Annotated in this window: 22 protein-coding genes; 10 read left to right on the top strand and 12 right to left on the bottom strand. The window is 67.1% G+C overall.

Annotated features, from left to right (window positions below; translation table 11 throughout):
* Positions 1-3: 3 nt before the first annotated feature.
* The 5 genes from ACT3UN_RS12000 to ACT3UN_RS11980 form a co-directional block, all read right to left on the bottom strand.
* Entirely contained in the window at positions 4-414 is a 411-nt protein-coding gene (locus ACT3UN_RS12000; protein ID WP_301441949.1) for a DoxX family protein, read from the bottom strand.
* A gap of 30 nt (positions 415-444) precedes the next feature.
* The gene (gene sepX / locus ACT3UN_RS11995) at positions 445-1,662 is read right to left on the bottom strand and encodes a divisome protein SepX/GlpR (protein ID WP_444657183.1); all 1,218 of its coding nucleotides are present in this window, start codon (positions 1,660-1,662) and stop codon (positions 445-447) included.
* A 150-nt stretch (positions 1,663-1,812) separates the two neighbouring features.
* Positions 1,813-2,436 (bottom strand): GNAT family N-acetyltransferase, encoded by a 624-nt coding sequence (locus tag ACT3UN_RS11990; RefSeq protein WP_441582678.1) that lies wholly within the window; start codon positions 2,434-2,436, stop codon positions 1,813-1,815.
* Positions 2,433-3,683 carry a molybdotransferase-like divisome protein Glp gene (glp, locus tag ACT3UN_RS11985; protein ID WP_444657182.1) on the bottom strand — a complete coding sequence of 417 codons (1,251 nt, stop codon included), beginning with the start codon at positions 3,681-3,683 and terminating at the stop codon, positions 2,433-2,435. Before glp ends, ACT3UN_RS11990 begins: the two co-directional genes overlap by 4 nt.
* Before the next feature lie 144 nt (positions 3,684-3,827).
* Positions 3,828-4,778, bottom strand: coding sequence for a UTP--glucose-1-phosphate uridylyltransferase (locus tag ACT3UN_RS11980; protein ID WP_441582680.1), 951 nt, complete (start codon positions 4,776-4,778; stop codon positions 3,828-3,830).
* A gap of 116 nt (positions 4,779-4,894) precedes the next feature.
* On the opposite strand from ACT3UN_RS11980, the gene ACT3UN_RS11975 reads away from it, so the two are divergent.
* Together ACT3UN_RS11975 and mscL are read left to right on the top strand one after the other, a co-directional pair.
* On the top strand, positions 4,895-5,557 hold the full coding sequence (locus ACT3UN_RS11975) for a 5-formyltetrahydrofolate cyclo-ligase (RefSeq protein WP_444657181.1): 663 nt from the start codon (positions 4,895-4,897) through the stop codon (positions 5,555-5,557).
* Positions 5,558-5,600: 43 nt separating this feature from the next.
* The gene (mscL, locus tag ACT3UN_RS11970) at positions 5,601-6,104 is read left to right on the top strand and encodes a large conductance mechanosensitive channel protein MscL (protein WP_444657180.1); all 504 of its coding nucleotides are present in this window, start codon (positions 5,601-5,603) and stop codon (positions 6,102-6,104) included.
* 12 nt (positions 6,105-6,116) lie between these two features.
* On the opposite strand, the gene ACT3UN_RS11965 is transcribed toward mscL, so the two are convergent.
* From ACT3UN_RS11965 to ACT3UN_RS11940, 6 genes are all read right to left on the bottom strand, one after another.
* Positions 6,117-6,290 carry a hypothetical protein gene (locus ACT3UN_RS11965; RefSeq protein ID WP_301441956.1) on the bottom strand — a complete coding sequence of 58 codons (174 nt, stop codon included), beginning with the start codon at positions 6,288-6,290 and terminating at the stop codon, positions 6,117-6,119.
* Complete coding sequence (locus tag ACT3UN_RS11960) at positions 6,287-6,952, bottom strand: MogA/MoaB family molybdenum cofactor biosynthesis protein (RefSeq protein ID WP_301441957.1); 666 nt, start codon at positions 6,950-6,952, stop codon at positions 6,287-6,289. Before ACT3UN_RS11960 ends, ACT3UN_RS11965 begins: the two co-directional genes overlap by 4 nt.
* Positions 6,953-7,062: 110 nt before the next feature.
* Positions 7,063-8,445, bottom strand: coding sequence for a trypsin-like peptidase domain-containing protein (locus tag ACT3UN_RS11955; RefSeq protein ID WP_444657179.1), 1,383 nt, complete (start codon positions 8,443-8,445; stop codon positions 7,063-7,065).
* A 177-nt stretch (positions 8,446-8,622) separates the two neighbouring features.
* On the bottom strand, positions 8,623-9,318 hold the full coding sequence (locus tag ACT3UN_RS11950) for a response regulator transcription factor (RefSeq protein WP_301441959.1): 696 nt from the start codon (positions 9,316-9,318) through the stop codon (positions 8,623-8,625).
* Between the two features lie 240 nt (positions 9,319-9,558).
* Positions 9,559-9,726: a 50S ribosomal protein L32 gene (gene rpmF, locus ACT3UN_RS11945; RefSeq protein ID WP_441588303.1), complete on the bottom strand. Its 168-nt coding sequence runs from the start codon at positions 9,724-9,726 to the stop codon at positions 9,559-9,561.
* A 3-nt stretch (positions 9,727-9,729) separates the two neighbouring features.
* The gene (locus tag ACT3UN_RS11940; RefSeq protein ID WP_038546832.1) at positions 9,730-10,005 is read right to left on the bottom strand and encodes a type B 50S ribosomal protein L31; all 276 of its coding nucleotides are present in this window, start codon (positions 10,003-10,005) and stop codon (positions 9,730-9,732) included.
* Positions 10,006-10,412: 407 nt separating this feature from the next.
* Here ACT3UN_RS11940 and rpmB point away from each other — a divergent pair, with 407 nt between their 5' ends.
* From rpmB to ACT3UN_RS11910, 6 genes are all read left to right on the top strand, one after another.
* Positions 10,413-10,649, top strand: a complete 237-nt coding sequence (rpmB, locus tag ACT3UN_RS11935; protein WP_301441961.1) for a 50S ribosomal protein L28 — start codon at positions 10,413-10,415, stop codon at positions 10,647-10,649.
* Complete coding sequence (gene rpmG, locus ACT3UN_RS11930) at positions 10,649-10,813, top strand: 50S ribosomal protein L33 (RefSeq protein WP_010187624.1); 165 nt, start codon at positions 10,649-10,651, stop codon at positions 10,811-10,813. The genes rpmB and rpmG overlap by 1 nt, the downstream gene beginning before the upstream one ends.
* Positions 10,814-10,816: 3 nt before the next feature.
* Positions 10,817-11,122: a 30S ribosomal protein S14 gene (rpsN, locus tag ACT3UN_RS11925; protein ID WP_301441962.1), complete on the top strand. Its 306-nt coding sequence runs from the start codon at positions 10,817-10,819 to the stop codon at positions 11,120-11,122.
* 14 nt (positions 11,123-11,136) lie between these two features.
* Positions 11,137-11,385, top strand: a complete 249-nt coding sequence (gene rpsR / locus ACT3UN_RS11920) for a 30S ribosomal protein S18 (RefSeq protein ID WP_038546820.1) — start codon at positions 11,137-11,139, stop codon at positions 11,383-11,385.
* Between the two features lie 147 nt (positions 11,386-11,532).
* Entirely contained in the window at positions 11,533-12,207 is a 675-nt protein-coding gene (locus ACT3UN_RS11915; protein WP_301441963.1) for an RDD family protein, read from the top strand.
* Positions 12,208-12,288: 81 nt separating this feature from the next.
* Positions 12,289-13,260: an AEC family transporter gene (locus ACT3UN_RS11910; RefSeq protein ID WP_441582684.1), complete on the top strand. Its 972-nt coding sequence runs from the start codon at positions 12,289-12,291 to the stop codon at positions 13,258-13,260.
* Positions 13,261-13,274: 14 nt separating this feature from the next.
* Here ACT3UN_RS11910 and ACT3UN_RS11905 read toward each other — a convergent pair whose 3' ends face one another.
* Positions 13,275-14,846 (bottom strand): acyl-CoA synthetase, encoded by a 1,572-nt coding sequence (locus tag ACT3UN_RS11905; protein WP_301441965.1) that lies wholly within the window; start codon positions 14,844-14,846, stop codon positions 13,275-13,277.
* Between the two features lie 145 nt (positions 14,847-14,991).
* Here ACT3UN_RS11905 and ACT3UN_RS11900 point away from each other — a divergent pair, with 145 nt between their 5' ends.
* Both ACT3UN_RS11900 and ACT3UN_RS11895 read left to right on the top strand, forming a co-directional pair.
* Positions 14,992-15,807 (top strand): TIGR03084 family metal-binding protein, encoded by an 816-nt coding sequence (locus tag ACT3UN_RS11900; RefSeq protein WP_301441966.1) that lies wholly within the window; start codon positions 14,992-14,994, stop codon positions 15,805-15,807.
* Between the two features lie 33 nt (positions 15,808-15,840).
* Positions 15,841-17,004, top strand: coding sequence for an acyl-CoA dehydrogenase family protein (locus ACT3UN_RS11895; RefSeq protein ID WP_441582685.1), 1,164 nt, complete (start codon positions 15,841-15,843; stop codon positions 17,002-17,004).
* Positions 17,005-17,013 lie beyond the last annotated feature (9 nt).

The following is a 17,013-nucleotide window of genomic DNA, read 5'->3' as shown; positions in this document are numbered from 1 at the left end:
ACGTCACCCGAACCGCGAGAGCGCCTTGTCGAGGCTCGCCCGCCCGGCACCGAAGACGATGAGCATCACGCACGCGGCGAAGAGCACGATGACGAACTCCCCGCCACCGTCGGCGACGAAGAGTCCGTTGCCCAGGTGCACGAAGTAGAACGCGGCGACCATGTCCAGGGCCAGCACGCCGGCTGCCGCCGGGGTCAGGAAGCCCAGCAACACGAGCGCGCCGCCGAGCATCTCCACCACCGACACCACCCACACCGACAACGTGGGCTGCGGGATGTGCATCGACGCCCACTGCTGGGCCGTCTGGTCCACCCCCACCTGGAAGACCTTGTCCCACCCGTGGGCGATGAAGACGACCCCGAGGGCGACACGCAGGACGAGGAGGGCCGCATCGCGGAAGGCAGGATTGTTCATGATGACGTCATCTTAACTCCCCCGGTGCCGCTACACCGCACGGATGTGGGGACCCCGCTCGTCGTAGTAGTCGTCGTACTCCTCGTACCCGTCGTAGCCGTCGTACTCGTCGTACTCCGCGTAGGCGGTGTAGTCGAGGTCGGCGAACTCAGGGTCGGCGTCGTCGCTCTCCAGCACCACCGCACCGGGACGCAGCAGCCGGTCGGGGACGCCGAGCTCACGGTCGTCGGTGTTGCGCACACCCAGGCGGGCACGACGCATCCGGGCGATCCGGCGACGGCGCAGCTTCGCCTCCTCCACCACCTGACGACGCAGGTAGTACAGGTACACGCCCGACATGGCGACAGTGGCCACCACGGCCACCCACACCGCGCCGCCGAGCACGACCGCGGCCACGACCGAGACCACGCACAATGCCGCGAGCACGCACAGCACACGCTTCCGGCGGGTCTGACGGGCCTCCACCAGACGCTGCGAGGTCTCCGGGTCGTAGAAGCCACGACCACGGCGGGCCGCCGCGTAGTCCAGCTCCTCCGCCGTGAGCTCACCGTCACCGTAGGCGTCGTCGAGGAAATCGGCGTCCCCGGCGTCGGCGGGGTCGGCGGGGTAACCCTCGTCGTCGACCGGGTGCTCGCCGGTGCCCACCGACACGTCGATGTCGCCGCCACGCAGGTACGCCGCCGGGATGCTGGTGAAGCGACCCGCGGTGGACTCGGCGTCCGGGTCGGTGAGCTGCTCGTCGGCCGGCTCATCCAGTGCCTCGAGGGTCTCGACCGGCTCCACGGCCTCAGCCTCGACGAACTCGGCGTCCCCGGCGCCTTCGGCCTCGTCGGCAACCACCTCGACGCTGTAGGCGTCGTCGTCCTCCGCGACGGCGTCCGGCGTCTCGTCGTCCGGCGCGACCGGGGCGAACTCGCCGGTGTCCTCCTCGTCGAGCGGACGGTAACCGACGACCTCACCCTCGATGATCCCCGGCACGTCACGCCCGGTGTCGTCGATGATCACCCTCTCCGGCTCCGCCTCGACCAGCTCGATGTCCTCGTCGACATCGGCGTGGTACAGCGACTCCGCAGGCAACGGGCGCTTCCGCGGCCTGGAGATCTCCGAACCGCCCTCATGCAGCACACGCGTCTCCGACAGGGCCGTGGAGGTACGGCGCACCGGGGACTGGTTACGCAGGAACAGGGGCGCGAGCAGAAGAAGCCAGACGACCGCGATCAGGATCAGAGAGCTGAGGGAGCCGAACACTAGCGGCCTTTCCTTTCACCGACGACAGGGTCTACACGGGGGTCTACACGAAGATCTACGAGCAGGGAATAGATACTGACCCGACGATACGTGCCACCGTCGCCGCGGGGACGCAGGCGCGCCGCACCGTGTCGGTTCAGGTCGGTTCCGTTACAGCCCGCGCCGTTCCTCCGCCGTCAACCCCACCAGCAGGTGGTCCTGCCACTGACCGTTGATGTGCAGGTTGCGCCGCAGCAGCCCCTCCTGCCGGAAACCCACCTTCTCCAGCACGCGGCGGGACGAGACGTTCGACTCCAGCACGGTCGCCTCCAACCGGTGCATGCCCACCTGCGTCACCGCGTGCTCCACGCCGAGCCGCACCGCGGCCGTCGCGACGCCGGAGCCACTGAACCCGGAGTACACCCAGTAGCCGATCCAGCAGCTGCAGACCACACCGTGCTGCACGTTGCCCAGGGTCAACTGGCCGGCGAACGCACCGTCGACCTCGATGGCGAAGGGCAGCAGGTGCCCCTCCACCGCCAGGGACGCCAGGCCCGCGTAGTTGCGCCGCCACACCGCGCGGGTGTGGGACTCCCACCACGGCCCCGGCACCGTGGGCTCGACCGGGCGCAGCAGGTGCTCGTCGGCGTTGCGGAACTCCGCCCAGTGCCGCCCGTCGCGCCTGGACAACGGCCGCAGGCGCACCTGCCCCAGTGCGGTGGGCAGGGAGGGGGTCGTGGCGGGCCAGCCCGGGTGCCGGACCGACCGGCCGGTGAGGAACACGGGTGTCCTCACACCCTGTTCGTCAGGAACATCACGTCGACGACCTCGCCGGGCTCGACGCGCGTGCGGTCACCGGGCACCACGATCAGGCAGTTCGACTGGCCGTGGCTGCCGAGCAGGTGCGTGGGCTCCCCGCCGGCGGTGGCACCCAACGGGTCCACGAGGAACTCGCGGGTCTCCCGGTCGCGCATCAGCTGGGCGCGGATGAAACCCCGACGGTGCGGGGCGGACTCCAGCCCTGCGATGGTGCGCGCCTTGACCACCCGACGCATCGACTGCCGCTGACCACGCAGGATCTGCACCAGCGGACGCACCATCACCTCGAACGCCACCAGCGCGGCACTCGGGTTCGACGGCAGCAGGAACGTGGGCACCCGGTCTGCGCCGAGGATGCCGAAGCCCTGCACCGAACCCGGGCGCATCGCCACGCGTGAGACGTCCAGCTCACCCATGCCCGACAGGATCTCGCGCAACCGGTCACTGGACGCACCGCCCACTCCCCCGGAGATCACCAGGATCTCCGAACGGATCAGCTGGCCCTCGATGATGTCGCGCAGCCGACGGTCCTCACCGCCGACGATGCCGAGCCGGTTGACGTCCGCCCCGGCCTCGCGTCCGGCCGAGGCCAGCGCATAGGAGTTCACGTCGTGGACCTGTCCCAGCCCCGGCTCACGGTCGATGTCGACCAGTTCCGGACCGAAGGACAGCACCGCCATCCGCGGCCGCGGGTAGACCAGCACCTTGGAGCGTCCGACCGCGGCCAGCAGGCCCACCTGTGCGGCGCCGATGACCGAACCCTGCTCCACGACCACGTCGCCGGGCTGCACGTCGGACCCCGCGCGGTGGATGAACTGGCCGCCGGCCACCGGACGCAGGGCCTCGGTGCGACGCCCGTCGTCCTCCGCCCAGTCCAGCGGGACCACCGCGTCGGCGAGGGTGGGGATCGGCGCGCCGGCCTGCACCCGCACCGCCTGGCGCGGCTGCAGACGTACCGGACGGTGCGAGCCCGCACCGACGTCGCCGACCACGGGCAGCCGGGCGGACGGCACGTCCGGGTCCACGCTGCCGGCGTGGCGGACGTCCACGGAACGCACCGCGTAGCCGTCCACGGCGGCCTGGTCGAAGCCGGGGACGGAGACCTCCGCCTCGACCTGTTCGGCGCACCGCAGACCCAGTGCCTCTGAAATCGCGGTGCGCACCGGTTCCGGTGTTACTGCCGCGGCGCTGACCGTGGCCAGCTGCTCCTCAACAGTTCTCACGTGGGCCGTCCTCACGGTGTCTCGGTAGGGGAAGTCGGGGTGTACGTGCAGGTTCTACTCGTGCAGACTCTACCGCCTCGACACCCCACAACAGCAGAAGGTGGCGCCCATGTCGGGCACCACCGTCGAGAAGTCCTGCCAGGGTCACTTGTCGAGTCGCTGCTCCAGCCACTTCTCCAGCGACGGTCCGTAGGACGGGTCGTTCAGCGCGAAGTCCACGCAGGCGCGGATGAAACCACCCGGGTTGCCCAGGTCATGGCGGTTGCCGCGGTGCACGTAGACGTGGACCGGGTGGCCCTCCTCGATCAACTTCGCGATCGCGTCGGTCACCTGGATCTCCCCGCCCTTGCCCGGCTCGGTGCGGCGCAGCGCGTCGAAGATCGAGCGGTCGAGCAGGTAGCGGCCGGTGGCCACGATGTTGGACGGTGCGTCCGCCGCGTCCGGCTTCTCGACCATGCCGGTCACCCGGCGGACCTGGTCGCCGAGCTCGTCGTCCGGCTCGGCGACCTCGAAGACGCCGTAGTTCGAGACCTCGTCCTCCGGCACCTCGAACCCGCACAGCACGGTGCCGCCGAGGCGCTTACGCACCTCGATCATCTCGTTCATCACGCCGAACGGCAGCACGAGGTCGTCCGGGAGCAGGACGGCGAAGGCGTCCTCGTCCTCGTCGAGGGCGTCCTCGGCGCAGCCGATGGCGTGGCCGAGGCCCAGCGGGCGGTCCTGGTTCACCGACACCGCGGTGATCATCTCGTTGACGGCACGGACCTTGTTGAGCTGGTCGGTCTTGCCGCGGGACTCGAGGGTGTCCTCCAGGAGCTCGTCGCGGTCGAAGAAGGCCATGATCCCCTGCTTGCGGGGTGAGGTGACCACCGCGAGACGGGACGCGCCGGCCTCGGAGGCCTCCTTGGCGATCAGTTCAATTCCGGGGGTGTCGACGACAGGGAGGAGTTCTTTGGGAACTGTCTTGGTGGCAGGCAGGAAACGGGTGCCCAGGCCTGCGGCAGGTACCACGACAGTTCGGATCCCACCGGTGGGAACGCCGTCGGCGACGACGTCTGGAGAGCCGGAGGGAGCAGTTGAGTTGGTAGTTGCCATGACACGAATCCTACAGGCGTCACCCCCAGTTGGCCGGGCGAGAACACACCGTGGCCCGAAAAACGGGCACGCCGGCCTCACCGTCACCACCCCCGGAGGTATTACCATCAGGGCCTATGGGTGACGACGCCGTGACAAACACCACCGCAACCGCGAAGCGTGCGGTGCGCGCCCGCGTCCGCGCGGCACGCGCCGCGGTCCCCGAGGAGGAACGCAGCCGCCGCGACGCCGCCATCGCGGCGAACCTCCTGGCGCTGCTGCAGGACGCCGCCGGCGCGTCCTGCCCCGGGGCCGTGGCCGCCTTCGCCGGACTGCCGGGCGAACCCGGCGGGGCGGCACTCCCGGACGTCCTGCGTGACGCCGGCCACGAGGTCTGGCTGCCGGTGGTCACCGGCCCAGCACGGCCGCTGACCTGGCTTCCCTACCTGGGCGGACACTCCACGCGCACCGGTGCGTTCGGGATCACAGAATCTGAGGAAACACCGGAGGTTCCGGCACCGATATCCACCCTGGAACTGACAACCAGGTTAGACGCCCTGGTCATCCCCGCACTCGCCGTCGACCGTGACGGCACACGTCTGGGGCAGGGCGGCGGATTCTACGACCGCACGCTCGTCGACGTCACCGGCGCCGCGAAAACTGGCAGAATTGTGGCAGTCGTGGACCACGAGGAATTCGGGGTCGACGTCCCCCGCACCCAGCTGGACATCTCGGTCGAGTGCGTCGTGACCGACTCGGGCAGCTTCCCGACCACCACGGCCAGCCGGGACCACCGGTAGACCGACCAACATCACCCGGTTCAACCAGCACAAGGAGAGCATCATGATCAAGGGTTTCAAAGACTTCATCACCCGCGGAAACGTGATGGAACTCGCCATCGCCGTGATCATCGGTGCGGCGTTCACCGCCATCGTCACCGCCATCTCAGACTCCCTGATCCAGCCGTTGATCAACTGCTTCGGCGGCACGGAGGTCGACGGGCTGAAGTTCCAGCTGCGCTCCGGCATGGAGAGCACCCAGATCGACCTGGGTGCGATCATCACCGCGGCGATCAACTTCCTGATCATCGCCGGCGTGGTCTACTTCCTGCTCGTCGCCCCGATGAACAAGCTCAACGAGCTCAACGCCCGGCGTAAGGGCATCGACCCGGAGGAGACCGTGGCCTCCGAGGTGGACCTGCTGGTCGAGATCCGTGACCTCCTGGCGAACCAAAGCGGCCTCACCTCCGCGTCCAACGGGCTCGCCGGCGAGATCCCCGACACCACCGGCACCGCTGACTCCACCGGCAGCTCGACCGAGACCGGCGGACGGCACTCGGCACGCTGACCCCCTTTCGCGTCACCAGTGGGGAGGGCGCTGACCCTCCCAGAAATCCTCCCCGAATCCCCCGTCATCGGCCGGACGCTGTGCGTCCGGCCTTTCCCCGCTTCCCTGGCTGCCCAGGTTGATGTCCAGATCGAGGTCCGGGGCATGCCCCTTGCCCAGCACGCCCGTCTTACGACGGCGTCTCATGCCCTGCTGAGGTCCGCGATGACGTGGCGCACCAGCGGGCACAGCGTGGCCATCCCGTCGCGGATCGCACCGCGCGTGGCGGCGAGGTTCACCACCACTGTGGACCCGGACACCCCCGCCACACCGCGCGACAGCCCGCCGTCGACGGCGTTGCAGGCCAGTGCGGACGAGCGTAGCGCCTGGGAGAGACCCGGGATCCGCTTGTCCAGGACCGCCTTGGTGGCCTCCGGAGCCTTGTCCCTGGGGCTGACGCCGGTGCCGCCGACGGTGATGACCAGGTCCGCGCCGCCGACGACGGCGGTCTCCAGTGCCTGGCGGACCGCGGACTTGCCGGACTCGACGGTGAGCACCGCGTCCACCATGTAGTCCTCCTCTGCGAGGAGTTCCGCCACGAGCTCACCGGACTGGTCTGCGTCGTCCGGGTGGTCGGTGACGATCACCACGAGGGCGTGCAGCAGGGAATGGCGCGGGTTGTTCGACTCCCGGCCGTTCTCCTGGATGTCCATGGAGCGGAAGACCTCGTCCCCCGGCTCGGTGATCTCGGCGTCGAGGCGTTCGATCGACTCCTGCTCCACGCGGGCGAAGTCCTCGATGCCCGGCACGGTGATCACACCGGCCGAGTCTTCGGTCTCGTCGGTGTCGACATAGTGTTCTTGGGACATGGTGGTGAGCTCCTCAGGTACTTCTCAGCCCGTCGCGGTGTGCGGGGTCCCGTCAACGGTATCCGGAGAACGGCCCGCTGTATAGGTCTAGGGGGTTGAATGGTCGCGGACTAGTCGTCCTCGGACGCCGACAGCGTCACACCGATCTCCCGTTCATTGCCACCGTTACCGTCGGTGACGGTCAGCGTGACCTCGTCTCCGACGTTGTGGGACCGGATGGCGGCGATGAGGCTCACGCCGCTGTCCACGATCCGGTCGTCGACCTTGGTCACGATGTCGCCGTCGCGGATCCCGGCGTCTGCCGCCGGACCGCCGCCGACGACCTTGACGATCTCGGCCCCGTTGGAGGAGGTCTCGGTGCCGGTGTTGACCGTCGCCCCGATGACCGGGTGGGTGGCCGAACCGTTGTCGATGAGCTGCTGGGCGGTGTCCTCCGCCTGGTTGGAGGGGATGGCGAAGCCCAGGCCGATCGACCCGGACTCCCCGCCCATCTCGCCGCCGAGGGTGGCGATCACCGAGGGGATGCCGACGAGCTCACCCTGGAGGTTGACCAGGGCGCCGCCGGAGTTGCCCGGGTTGATGGCGGCGTCGGTCTGGATGGCGTCGATCAGCGACGCCTCGCCGCCGTCCTCACCGCCGGCCTGCACGGGACGGTTCATCGCCGATACGATGCCGGTGGTCACGGTCGAGGACAGGCCGAGCGGCGAGCCCACGGCTACCACGGTCTCGCCGACCTGGAGGGAGTCGGAGTCGCCGATGGCGATGGGCTGCAGGTCGTCGGTGCCGTTGGCCTTGACCACGGCGAGGTCGGTCTGGGGGTCGGTGGCGACGACGTCGGCCTGCAGCTGGCGCCCGTCGTTGGTGGTGACGGTCATCTCGCCCTCGTCGGAGCCGGAGACGACGTGGTTGTTGGTGAGGATGAGCCCGTCGGAGCTGATGATCGAACCGGATCCCTCAGCACCACCCTGCTGGGTGGTGACCTGGATGGAAACGACACTGGGGAGCACGTTCGAGGCGACGTCCTCCACCGTTCCCGGGTCGGGGTCGGAGACGGAGGTGTTCTCCCTCTCACCGCTGCCCGAGCTGTTCAGGGAGGACGTGACGCCGGAGCTGCTGTCGCCGTTCTGGACGATGCCGGCGGTGACGGCCGCCGAAGCGACACCGACCGCGAGCACCAGGGCGGCGACCACCGGGGTGGAGAACCTGCGGGGAGAGTCCTTCGTCGCCGCAGGCGCGCCGCCCGGGGGAAGTTCGGGCCCTGCCACGGGGTAGCCGGGCATCCCCTCGTTGCTGGGGTACTGGCTGGACAGCGCCTCCCAGTGTCGCTGCTGTGCGCCGGGGTCGGAGAAGCCGGACTGCCCGTCGGGCGCGCCCTGCCGGTAGTCCGGTGAGGTCCTCCCCCAGGCGTCGGTCCCCGCCTCGTGTGATCCGCCTACGCCGGCGGGGCCGCCTGCGCCGTTGTAGTCGTTGCCGTTCCGATCTTCCCCGGACATCTGACTCTCCTTCGCCGGCGTGTCCCGTCGGCTGACTCAACTATGTTCTGACGTAACTGATTATGGCTGACCCAGATTGACGTCTCGTCCGCGCCGCCTGACAGTGCGATCGGAACGTGTGCGCGCCACACACGGCAAGCGTGGGGCGCGCACTCAGCATTCTGCCAGCGGGAGGGTTTACGGCGCGTCGTCGCGCAGCACGTAGCCCACGCCGCGCACGGTGTGGATGACCCTGGACTCCCCACCCTCCTCCGTCTTACGACGCAGGTAGCCGATGTAGACCTCCAGGGCGTTACCGGACGTCGGGAAGTCGTAGCCCCAGACCTCCTCGAGGATCTTCGTGCGGCTGAGCACCTTGCGCTGGTTGCGCATCAGCAGCTGCAGCAGGGCGAACTCGGTACGGGTCAGGCTGATCTTCCGGTCACCGCGGCTGACCTCACGGGTCTCCGGGTTCAGCGACAGGTCCTCGAAGGCGAGGGGCTTGACCTCGACGCTCTTGGCGACGGCGGTACGCACGGACCGACGGTGCAGGGAGCGCACCCGGGCGAGCACCTCCTCGAGGGCGTACGGCTTCGACATGAAGTCGTCCGCCCCGGCGTCGAGGCCCGTCACACGGTCGGAGACATCGGTACTTTCGGAGAGCATGAGTATAAGGACGTCGTTTCCGGCACTTCGGAGGTCGCGGCACACTGTGAGGCCGTCGACCCCCTCGAGCTCGACGTCGAGGATCACCAGGTCCGGTGACTCCTGACGAATCTGACGGAGGGCGTCGTCACCGTCTCCCGCCGAAGCTACGTCGTAGCCGTTGAACGTGAGAGAGCGACGTAGAGAGTCCCTTACCGTCTGATCGTCGTCGACAACAAGAATCTTCATCCCGCCATTCTGCACCAGGACCACGCGGAAACGACACCGCTATGCCGAAACCACAGGCAACTGACAGGGAACCGTCAACCGACTCGAACTAGCATGCGCGGCGAACAGCACGGACGCGGGGACATTGCCAGGATACAACGTAAGAGGCTCCCGCGGGGGCGGTACGGCAGAAGACGCGAGGACGCCCCCGCCGACAGTGTCGGCGGGGGCGTCCGGGTAGTGCGCGAACGTGGTCGCGAACTAGTCGAGATCGACCAGACCCAGCTTCGCGGCCTTCATCAGGCGACGAGGGATCTGGACCTCACGGCCGTCGATCTTCGCGGTCTGGAGTGCGACGTTGTCGGACTTCCAGTTCGAACGGCGGTGGTGGGTGTTGGCGCGGGAAAGACGGCGCTTCGGAACTGCCATTTCTTAGCCCTCCTCGTTCTTCTTGGTACGGCGAACACGGTTGCCGTAGCGACGCTGGAACTTCTCGACGCGACCGGCGGTGTCCATGACACGCTGTGCACCCGTCCAGAAGGGGTGGGACTCGCTGGTGACGTCAACGACGATCAGCGGGTACTCGTTGCCGTCCTCCCACTCCACGGAGCGGTCGGAGGTGGCGGTGGAACGCGTCAGGAACTGGTGGCCAGTGCTGGCGTCCTTGAAGACCACCGGGTGGTAGTCGGGGTGGATATCGTTCTTCATTCTCAATCCCTCAGGGTTGTGCGCCAGGTCGGTCCCTCGCCCCGGGCACCGGAGTCGGTGCCCGGCACGGCAGGTCGTGCCTGGGTCGGGTTTGGAGTGTGGGCGCGTCCGTGCAGACACGACGACATGCAGGGCGCAACACGATCTGTCATCCTATCCCCTGCACACCCGTGGTGGAAAATCGCCGGCCGGCCCGGACCTCTCCCCCACAACGATTATGCCTGCACGCCACCATGGGGTAGTGTCGTGCAACGCTGTTGTCTTAGTAAACGTCATCGCACGCGCGATCGGCCCCAGACAGTGCCCCGGCCCCACATCCCGTCTAGATGTGGGTTTTCGCAGTGGTGTCCTCCACTGTCGGCGCGGCACGAGGGACCGCTTACGCGGGCGGAAGGAGAAAGATACCCATGTCGGCACATTGCCAGGTCACGGGTCGGAAGCCGAGTTTCGGCAAAACCGTCTCGCACTCGCACCGCCGCACGAACCGCCGCTGGAACCCGAATATCCAGCGCCGTTCGTTCTACCTGCCCTCCGAGGGTCGTTCCATCACGCTGAACGTCTCCACCAAGGGCCTGAAGACCATCGACAAGAACGGCATTGAAGCCGTCGTCGCCAAGATCCGCGCACGTGGGGAGAAGATCTGATGGCACGTAACGATATCCGCCCCATCATCAAGCTGAAGTCCACCGCGGGCACCGGTTACACCTACGTGACCCGCAAGAACAAGCGGAACAACCCGGACCGGATCACGCTCAAGAAGTTTGATCCGATCGTCCGGAAGCACGTCGAGTTCCGCGAGGAGCGTTAATCTATGGCTAAGAAGTCCAAGATCGCGAAGAACGAGCAGCGTAAGGAAATCGTCGCTCGCTTCGCTGAGCGCCGTGCCGAGCTCAAGGCGATCATCAAGAACCCGAACTCCACCGACGACCAGCGTGCCGAGGCTCAGTTCGAGCTGAACCGTCAGCCGCGCGACGCCGCCCCCGTGCGTGTTCGTAACCGTGACGCCGCCGACGGCCGTCCCCGCGGTTACCTCCGCAAGTTCGGTCTGTCCCGTGTCCGCGTCCGCGAGATGGCTCACCGCGGTGAGCTGCCCGGCGTTCGCAAGTCCAGCTGGTAAAAGGGAGCACACGCATGAAGCGCACCAACCACAAGAAGGCGCGGCTCGAGCAGTCCCGCCGCCCGAAGAAGAACCCGCTCAAGGCCGAGGGCATCGAGACCGTCGACTACAAGGACTACGCACTGCTGCGTAAGTTCATCTCCGACCGCGGAAAGATCCGTGGCCGCCGCGTCACCGGCCTGACCCCCCGCCAGCAGCGCGAGGTCGCCACCGCGATCAAGAATGCCCGTGAAATGGCTCTTCTGCCGTTCCACAGCCGCTGATCCTGCCTCGGACTCCGACGTAGCAGCAGCGCGCGTTTAACTAAGACCTTCTGAACCCCGTCCCGGCCCTGTGCCGGAGGCGGGGTTCAGTCGTACCCGTCGACGGGGTGTTACCCTGAGACGTCCATACACACCGTGAAAGGCCACATGACGAACCCGTACAACCCGAACAACTCCCCCGAGGATCGCAACGAGCACACCGGCGGCATGCCCTCCTACGGTGACTACACCGGGCAGGGTGGCGTGCCCCAGTACCCCAACCAGGACTTCGGCTACGGTCAGCAGGCCTACGACCCGAACAGCCTCGTCCCCTCCAACGCGTACCCGGGGGCGGGTCGACGGCTGGGCGCCTTCCTGCTGGACGGCCTCCTCTTCTTCCTCGTGGCCGTCGTCCTGGCTGCGATTTTCATCGCCCCGGGCTTCATGTCGTGGATGGACGACTACTCCGCCTGGCTGGACGCAGGCCAGGTCGGTGTCGAGCCCGAGCTCGACCTCGGCAACTTCTACCTCTACTCACTGCTCTCCCTTGTCCTGTGGTTCGCCTACCGTGTCGGCATGGAGACCACCGCGGGTCGCACGCTGGGCAAGATGGCCCTGGGTATCAAGGTCGTCGACGCCGACGGCCGTGTCATCTCCGCGAAGGACTCCTTCATCCGTAACAGCTGGTACCTCGCGGGCATCGTCGTCGGATGGATCCCCTTCATCGGCAATATCGCATCCATCGCGATCTACGCCGCCCTCGGCGTGCTCATCGCCCGCGACCCGCACCGCCAGCACATCTGCGACAAGTGGGCGAAGTCGTACGTGGTCTACAACCGCTGACACCAGCCCTCCTCACCGCAGCAGGCCGGTCACCTCCCCCGCATCGTCGGGGGCGGTCACCGGCCTGATCTAATGGTGCACATGCTTAACGTTCTGAGTGGGTTCATGGTGGTGGTGATCATCATCGCGCTCGGCTACCTGGTGGGCCGCCGCAGACTGCTCGGACCGAATGCGGTGTACGCGCTGAACATGTTCGTGTTCTACCTCGCCACCCCCGCACTGCTGATCAACTTCCTGCGCGAGGCCGACCTCGCCACCGTCTTCGGCGAGAACCTCGCCATCGTGGTCATCAGCACGTTGCTCGCCGGGGCCGTCGGATTCCTGGGCTACCGCTTCCTCGCCCGCCGGCCGACGTCCGACAGCCTGATCACGATGCTCGCCTGCTCCTACTGCAACGGCTCGAACCTCGGCGTGCCCATCACCACCCACGTCCTCGACGACCCGACCGCCTCACTCCCGGTGATCATCTTCCAGGTCGCCCTGTACGGTCCGGCCACCGTCCTACTGCTGGATGTGACCACCCGCAAGGCCCGCCGGGACGCCGCGGGTGCCGGCAGCAGCATCGGCCCCCTGGTGCGCGAACTCGTTCTCGGCGTCATCCGGAACCCACTGATCGTGGCGGCCACCGTGGGCATCGTCCTGTCCCTGCTGTACACGAACACCGGCTGGACGCTGCCGGAAATGCTCGCCGAGCCCGTCGCACTGCTCGCCGCGGGCACCGTGCCGGCCGCCCTCGTCGCCTTCGGGCTGTCGATGGCGGAGGTCTCCGTCCTCGACCGGGAGACCAGTCCACGGCGAAGCGTGTGGCTCGCCGCACTGACCAAGACCGTCGTGCACCCCCTGATCGCCTACGCCGCGGCCCGCCTGCTCTTCGACGCCTCCGGTGCCGCTCTCCTGGTGTTCGTCGTGGTGGCGGCACTGCCGACGGCGCAGAACGTGTTCACCTACTCGCAGCGTTTCGGTGTGAACACCGTGCTGGCCCGCGATACCGCGGTGATCAGCACGATGCTGTCCATCCCCTCCATCGCGGTGATCACGTTGTTGCTCGGGTGAGTACAAGCGCATCGTCACCGGCGTACAGACATCTCACTCCCGGTGCGTTCAGCGCGCAGCGTTCGTTTGAGGACCTTACCGGTGGCATTGCGCGGTAGGACGTCGACATACTCCACGGACTTCGGCACCTTGAACCCCGCCAAGCTTCGGCGCGACCACGCGATCAGCTCCTCAGGCGTCAGCGAGGAACCTTCGGCTCGAACCACCACCGCGGTCACCGCCTCACCCCACTTCTCGTCCGGGATGCCGATCACCGCAACGTCGCGAACGTCCGGGTGCCCGCGCACCACCGACTCCACCTCGGTTGAATAGACATTCTCCCCTCCGGTGATGACCATGTCCTTCTTGCGGTCCACCAACGTGTAGAACCCCTCCTCGTCCACCTTGGCCAGGTCTCCGGTGTGGAACCAGCCGTCCCGGAGAGCCTCGGACGTCGCCTTCGGATTGTTCCAGTAGCCGGAGAACACGTTCGGGCCGCGCACGAGTAGTTCGCCAACGCGTCCAACCCCCACGTCCTCCCCGGCGTCGTCCTCGATCCGGAACTCGACCTGCTGTACGAGCTTTCCTACCGTGCCTTTCTTCCGAAGTACCTCGTCCTGACGTAGCACGGCGCAAAGGGGGCTCGTCTCGGTCATCCCCAGCCCCTCGGTGAACGGGACCCCGAGTTCACGCATAGCCTCAATCACCGCGACCGGACAGGGAGCTCCTCCCGAGACGGCAAAACGTAGGCTCCGCACCTGCCCTGCCCCGAAGGACGCGTCACCGAGAACGGCCGACCACATCACGGGCACGAGGAATGCATTGGTGACCCCGTACTTCTCGACGGAGGAGATCCAGTTCGCCGGGACGAAGTTCTCCAGGACCACACAACTCCCGCCGATGAAGAGGAACGGCAGGGTGTTGACGCCGAGCGCCCCGATATGGAACAGGGGTGCCGCTGAGATCGTCCTGTCCCCTGCGGTCCACCCATCACCGAGCCCTAGACTGTGTACCGCGTTCCAGACGAAGTTCCCGTGGCTCAGCATGGCGCCCTTCGGCTTGCCGGTGGTGCCGGAGGTGTACATCACCACGCAGATGTCGGCTTCATTGACCTCCCGCACCACTCGCTCCGAACTTCCCCGGGTGATCATGGCCTCGAGGTCCGACGACTTCCCGGTCAACCTCATCTCCGAATCCGGGACCACGAACCGGTCACGAACCCTGGTCTCGTCCGTACACGCGTCATTCACGAGGTCGAGGAACGGCATCGAGAAGAACAGGCTCGACGCGCCCGAGTCCAGGAGGATGAACTCGATCTCCTTCGACGTCAAACGGTAGTTGATCGGCACCGCAATCGCCCCGAGCTTCGCCACCGCCACCAGGATCTCCATCGTCTCGATGGAATTCATCGTCACGAGGGCGACCCGGTCCCCACGTGCCGTACCGCGCTTGGCGAGCACGTCCGCCAGCGCGTTCGTACGCTCCTCGAGCTGAGCATACGTCCGTACGGATCCGGTCTCACCGTCGATGTAGGCCACCGACTCCGGATACCTCTTGCTGTGCAGTGTGACCCAGTTGCCGAACCCACGATCGAGCCTGTCTCCCATGGCTACCTCTCCCATCCGTCATCTGATCCGCGAATCTTGTTTTGCCTACAAGACATACAGGGTTCAAAAATTAATCGCAAGTGCTTCTTTTTTGCAGGAAAGTATGTCAGTATGTGGTGCACATCACCCCGACACCGGAGGTTCCATGCCCACTTCCCCCGATCCCACCCTCGCCACCCTGGACGTCCTCAGAAAAGAGGGCGACGCCCTCGAAGGGCTGGTCCGGGACATCGACGGCTCCACATGGTCTCGTCCGACCCCCGCGCCCGGGTGGACCATCGCCCACCAGATCGCCCATCTGTCATGGACCGACGAGGCAGCCTCGGCCTCGCTCGCCTCGACCAGCGACGACGGGCCCTTCTCGACCTACGACCTCGATGCGCGGGCGAACCCGGAGAGCATCACCGACAGGACGGCGGCGGAGGGGGCAGCATCCCCCATCCCGGAGCTGCTGGAACGTTGGCGCACATCGAGAAAGCAACTTGACGAGGCTTTTCGGCAGGAGGCGGCCGGCACGCCACGCAAGTACCCGTGGTTCGGACCGCCTATGGGCCTGCGCTCCATGGCGACCGCGAGACTCATGGAGACGTGGGCCCACGGCCAGGACGTCGCGGACGCCCTGGGCATCGAACGCCCCGTGTCCGGCGGATTGCGGGACATCTGCCACCTGGGGGTGATCACCCGCGACTTCTCCTACGTCATCAACGACCTCACCGCGCCCGAGGGGGAGTTCCTCGTCGAACTCGAGTCCCCCGACGGCGGGACGTGGTCGTGGGGGCCCGACGACGGATCTGCCATCGGGACGGTGAAGGGGCCTGCGCTGGACTTCTGCCTGTTCGTCTCACAGCGACGGGAGGTCAAGGATCTCTCCCTGGTCTTCGAGGGCGAGGAACCCCGGCGGTGGGCGGAATTCGCGCAGATCTTCGCCGGCCCGCCGAAATCAGTCGTCCGTAATCGGTAACAGACACCTGACCCACATCACGAAAGGACCTGTATGAGCCACAAGCACTGGAACACCCCAGAGATCGCCGCACTCCGCAAGACGGCCGTCGACTTCTCCGCGGCCGAGATCCTCCCCTACCAGGACCAGTGGGAGGAGGATGGACAGATCCCCCGGGAGCTCTCCGGGAAAGCAGGCAAACTCGGCCTCCTGGGCCTGGCATTCCCCACCGAGGCAGGTGGGGAGGGCGCGGGAATGCGCGAGTCGACTGCCGTCGCCGAGGCCATGCACGAGGCCGGGGTGGCCGCCGGTGTCCAGGCGTCACTGTTCACCGTGACCATCTCCTGCCCCCACATCGTCGCCGGCGGGGACCACGACCTCATCGACAAGTACGTCCGTCCCACCCTGAGCGGCGACAGGATCGGCTCCCTCGGGATCACCGAACCCGGTGGCGGCTCCGACGTCGGCAACCTGAAGACCACCGCCGTCAAGGACGGCGACGAGTACGTCATCAACGGTTCGAAGACCTTCATCACCTCCGCCGTCCGCGGTGACTTCACCGTCGTCGCCGCCCGCACCGGCGGCGATGCGCTCAAAGGTGCCCGGGGGGTTTCGCTGATCGTCGTGGACAACGACACCCCGGGCTTCGAGGTCACCCGCAAGCTGACGAAGATGGGGTGGCGCTCGTCCGACACCGCCGAGATCTCCTTGACCGACGTGCGCGTCCCCACGGGCAACCTCGTCGGTGAGGAGAACTCCGGGTTCCTCCTGATCTCCATGGCCTTCGTGACCGAACGGCTGAGCATGGCCATCCAGGCCTACTCCCAGGCGCAGCGCTGCCTCGACCTCAGTGTCCAGTGGTGCCGCGACAGGGAGACCTTCGGTGAACCCCTGATCGCACGTCAGAGCATCCAGATGACGCTGTCGGAGATGGCCCGACGGACGGAGGTCGCACGCACCTACGTCCGCAGTCTCGTCGACCGGGTGGAGGACGGGGAGGACGACCTGGTCGCCGAGGCATGCTTCGCCAAGAACACCTGCACCGAGACCGGGGAATGGGTGACCCACCAGGCCGTCCAGCTGTTCGGCGGCGCCGGGTTCATGGAGGGCACAGAGGTCGAGCGGCAGTACCGTGACATGAGGATCAACGGGATCGGCGGCGGGACGGTGGAGATCCTGCGCGAACTCGCCGCCCGCCGGCTCGGCTACCGCCCCTGACCCCACCTC

This window comes from Corynebacterium sp. AOP12-C2-36 (assembly GCF_052379185.1).
Taxonomy (GTDB): Bacteria; Actinomycetota; Actinomycetes; order Mycobacteriales; family Mycobacteriaceae; genus Corynebacterium.
The sequence above is the reverse complement of the archived record's forward strand: the minus strand, read 5'-3'. Positions and strand labels throughout refer to the sequence as shown.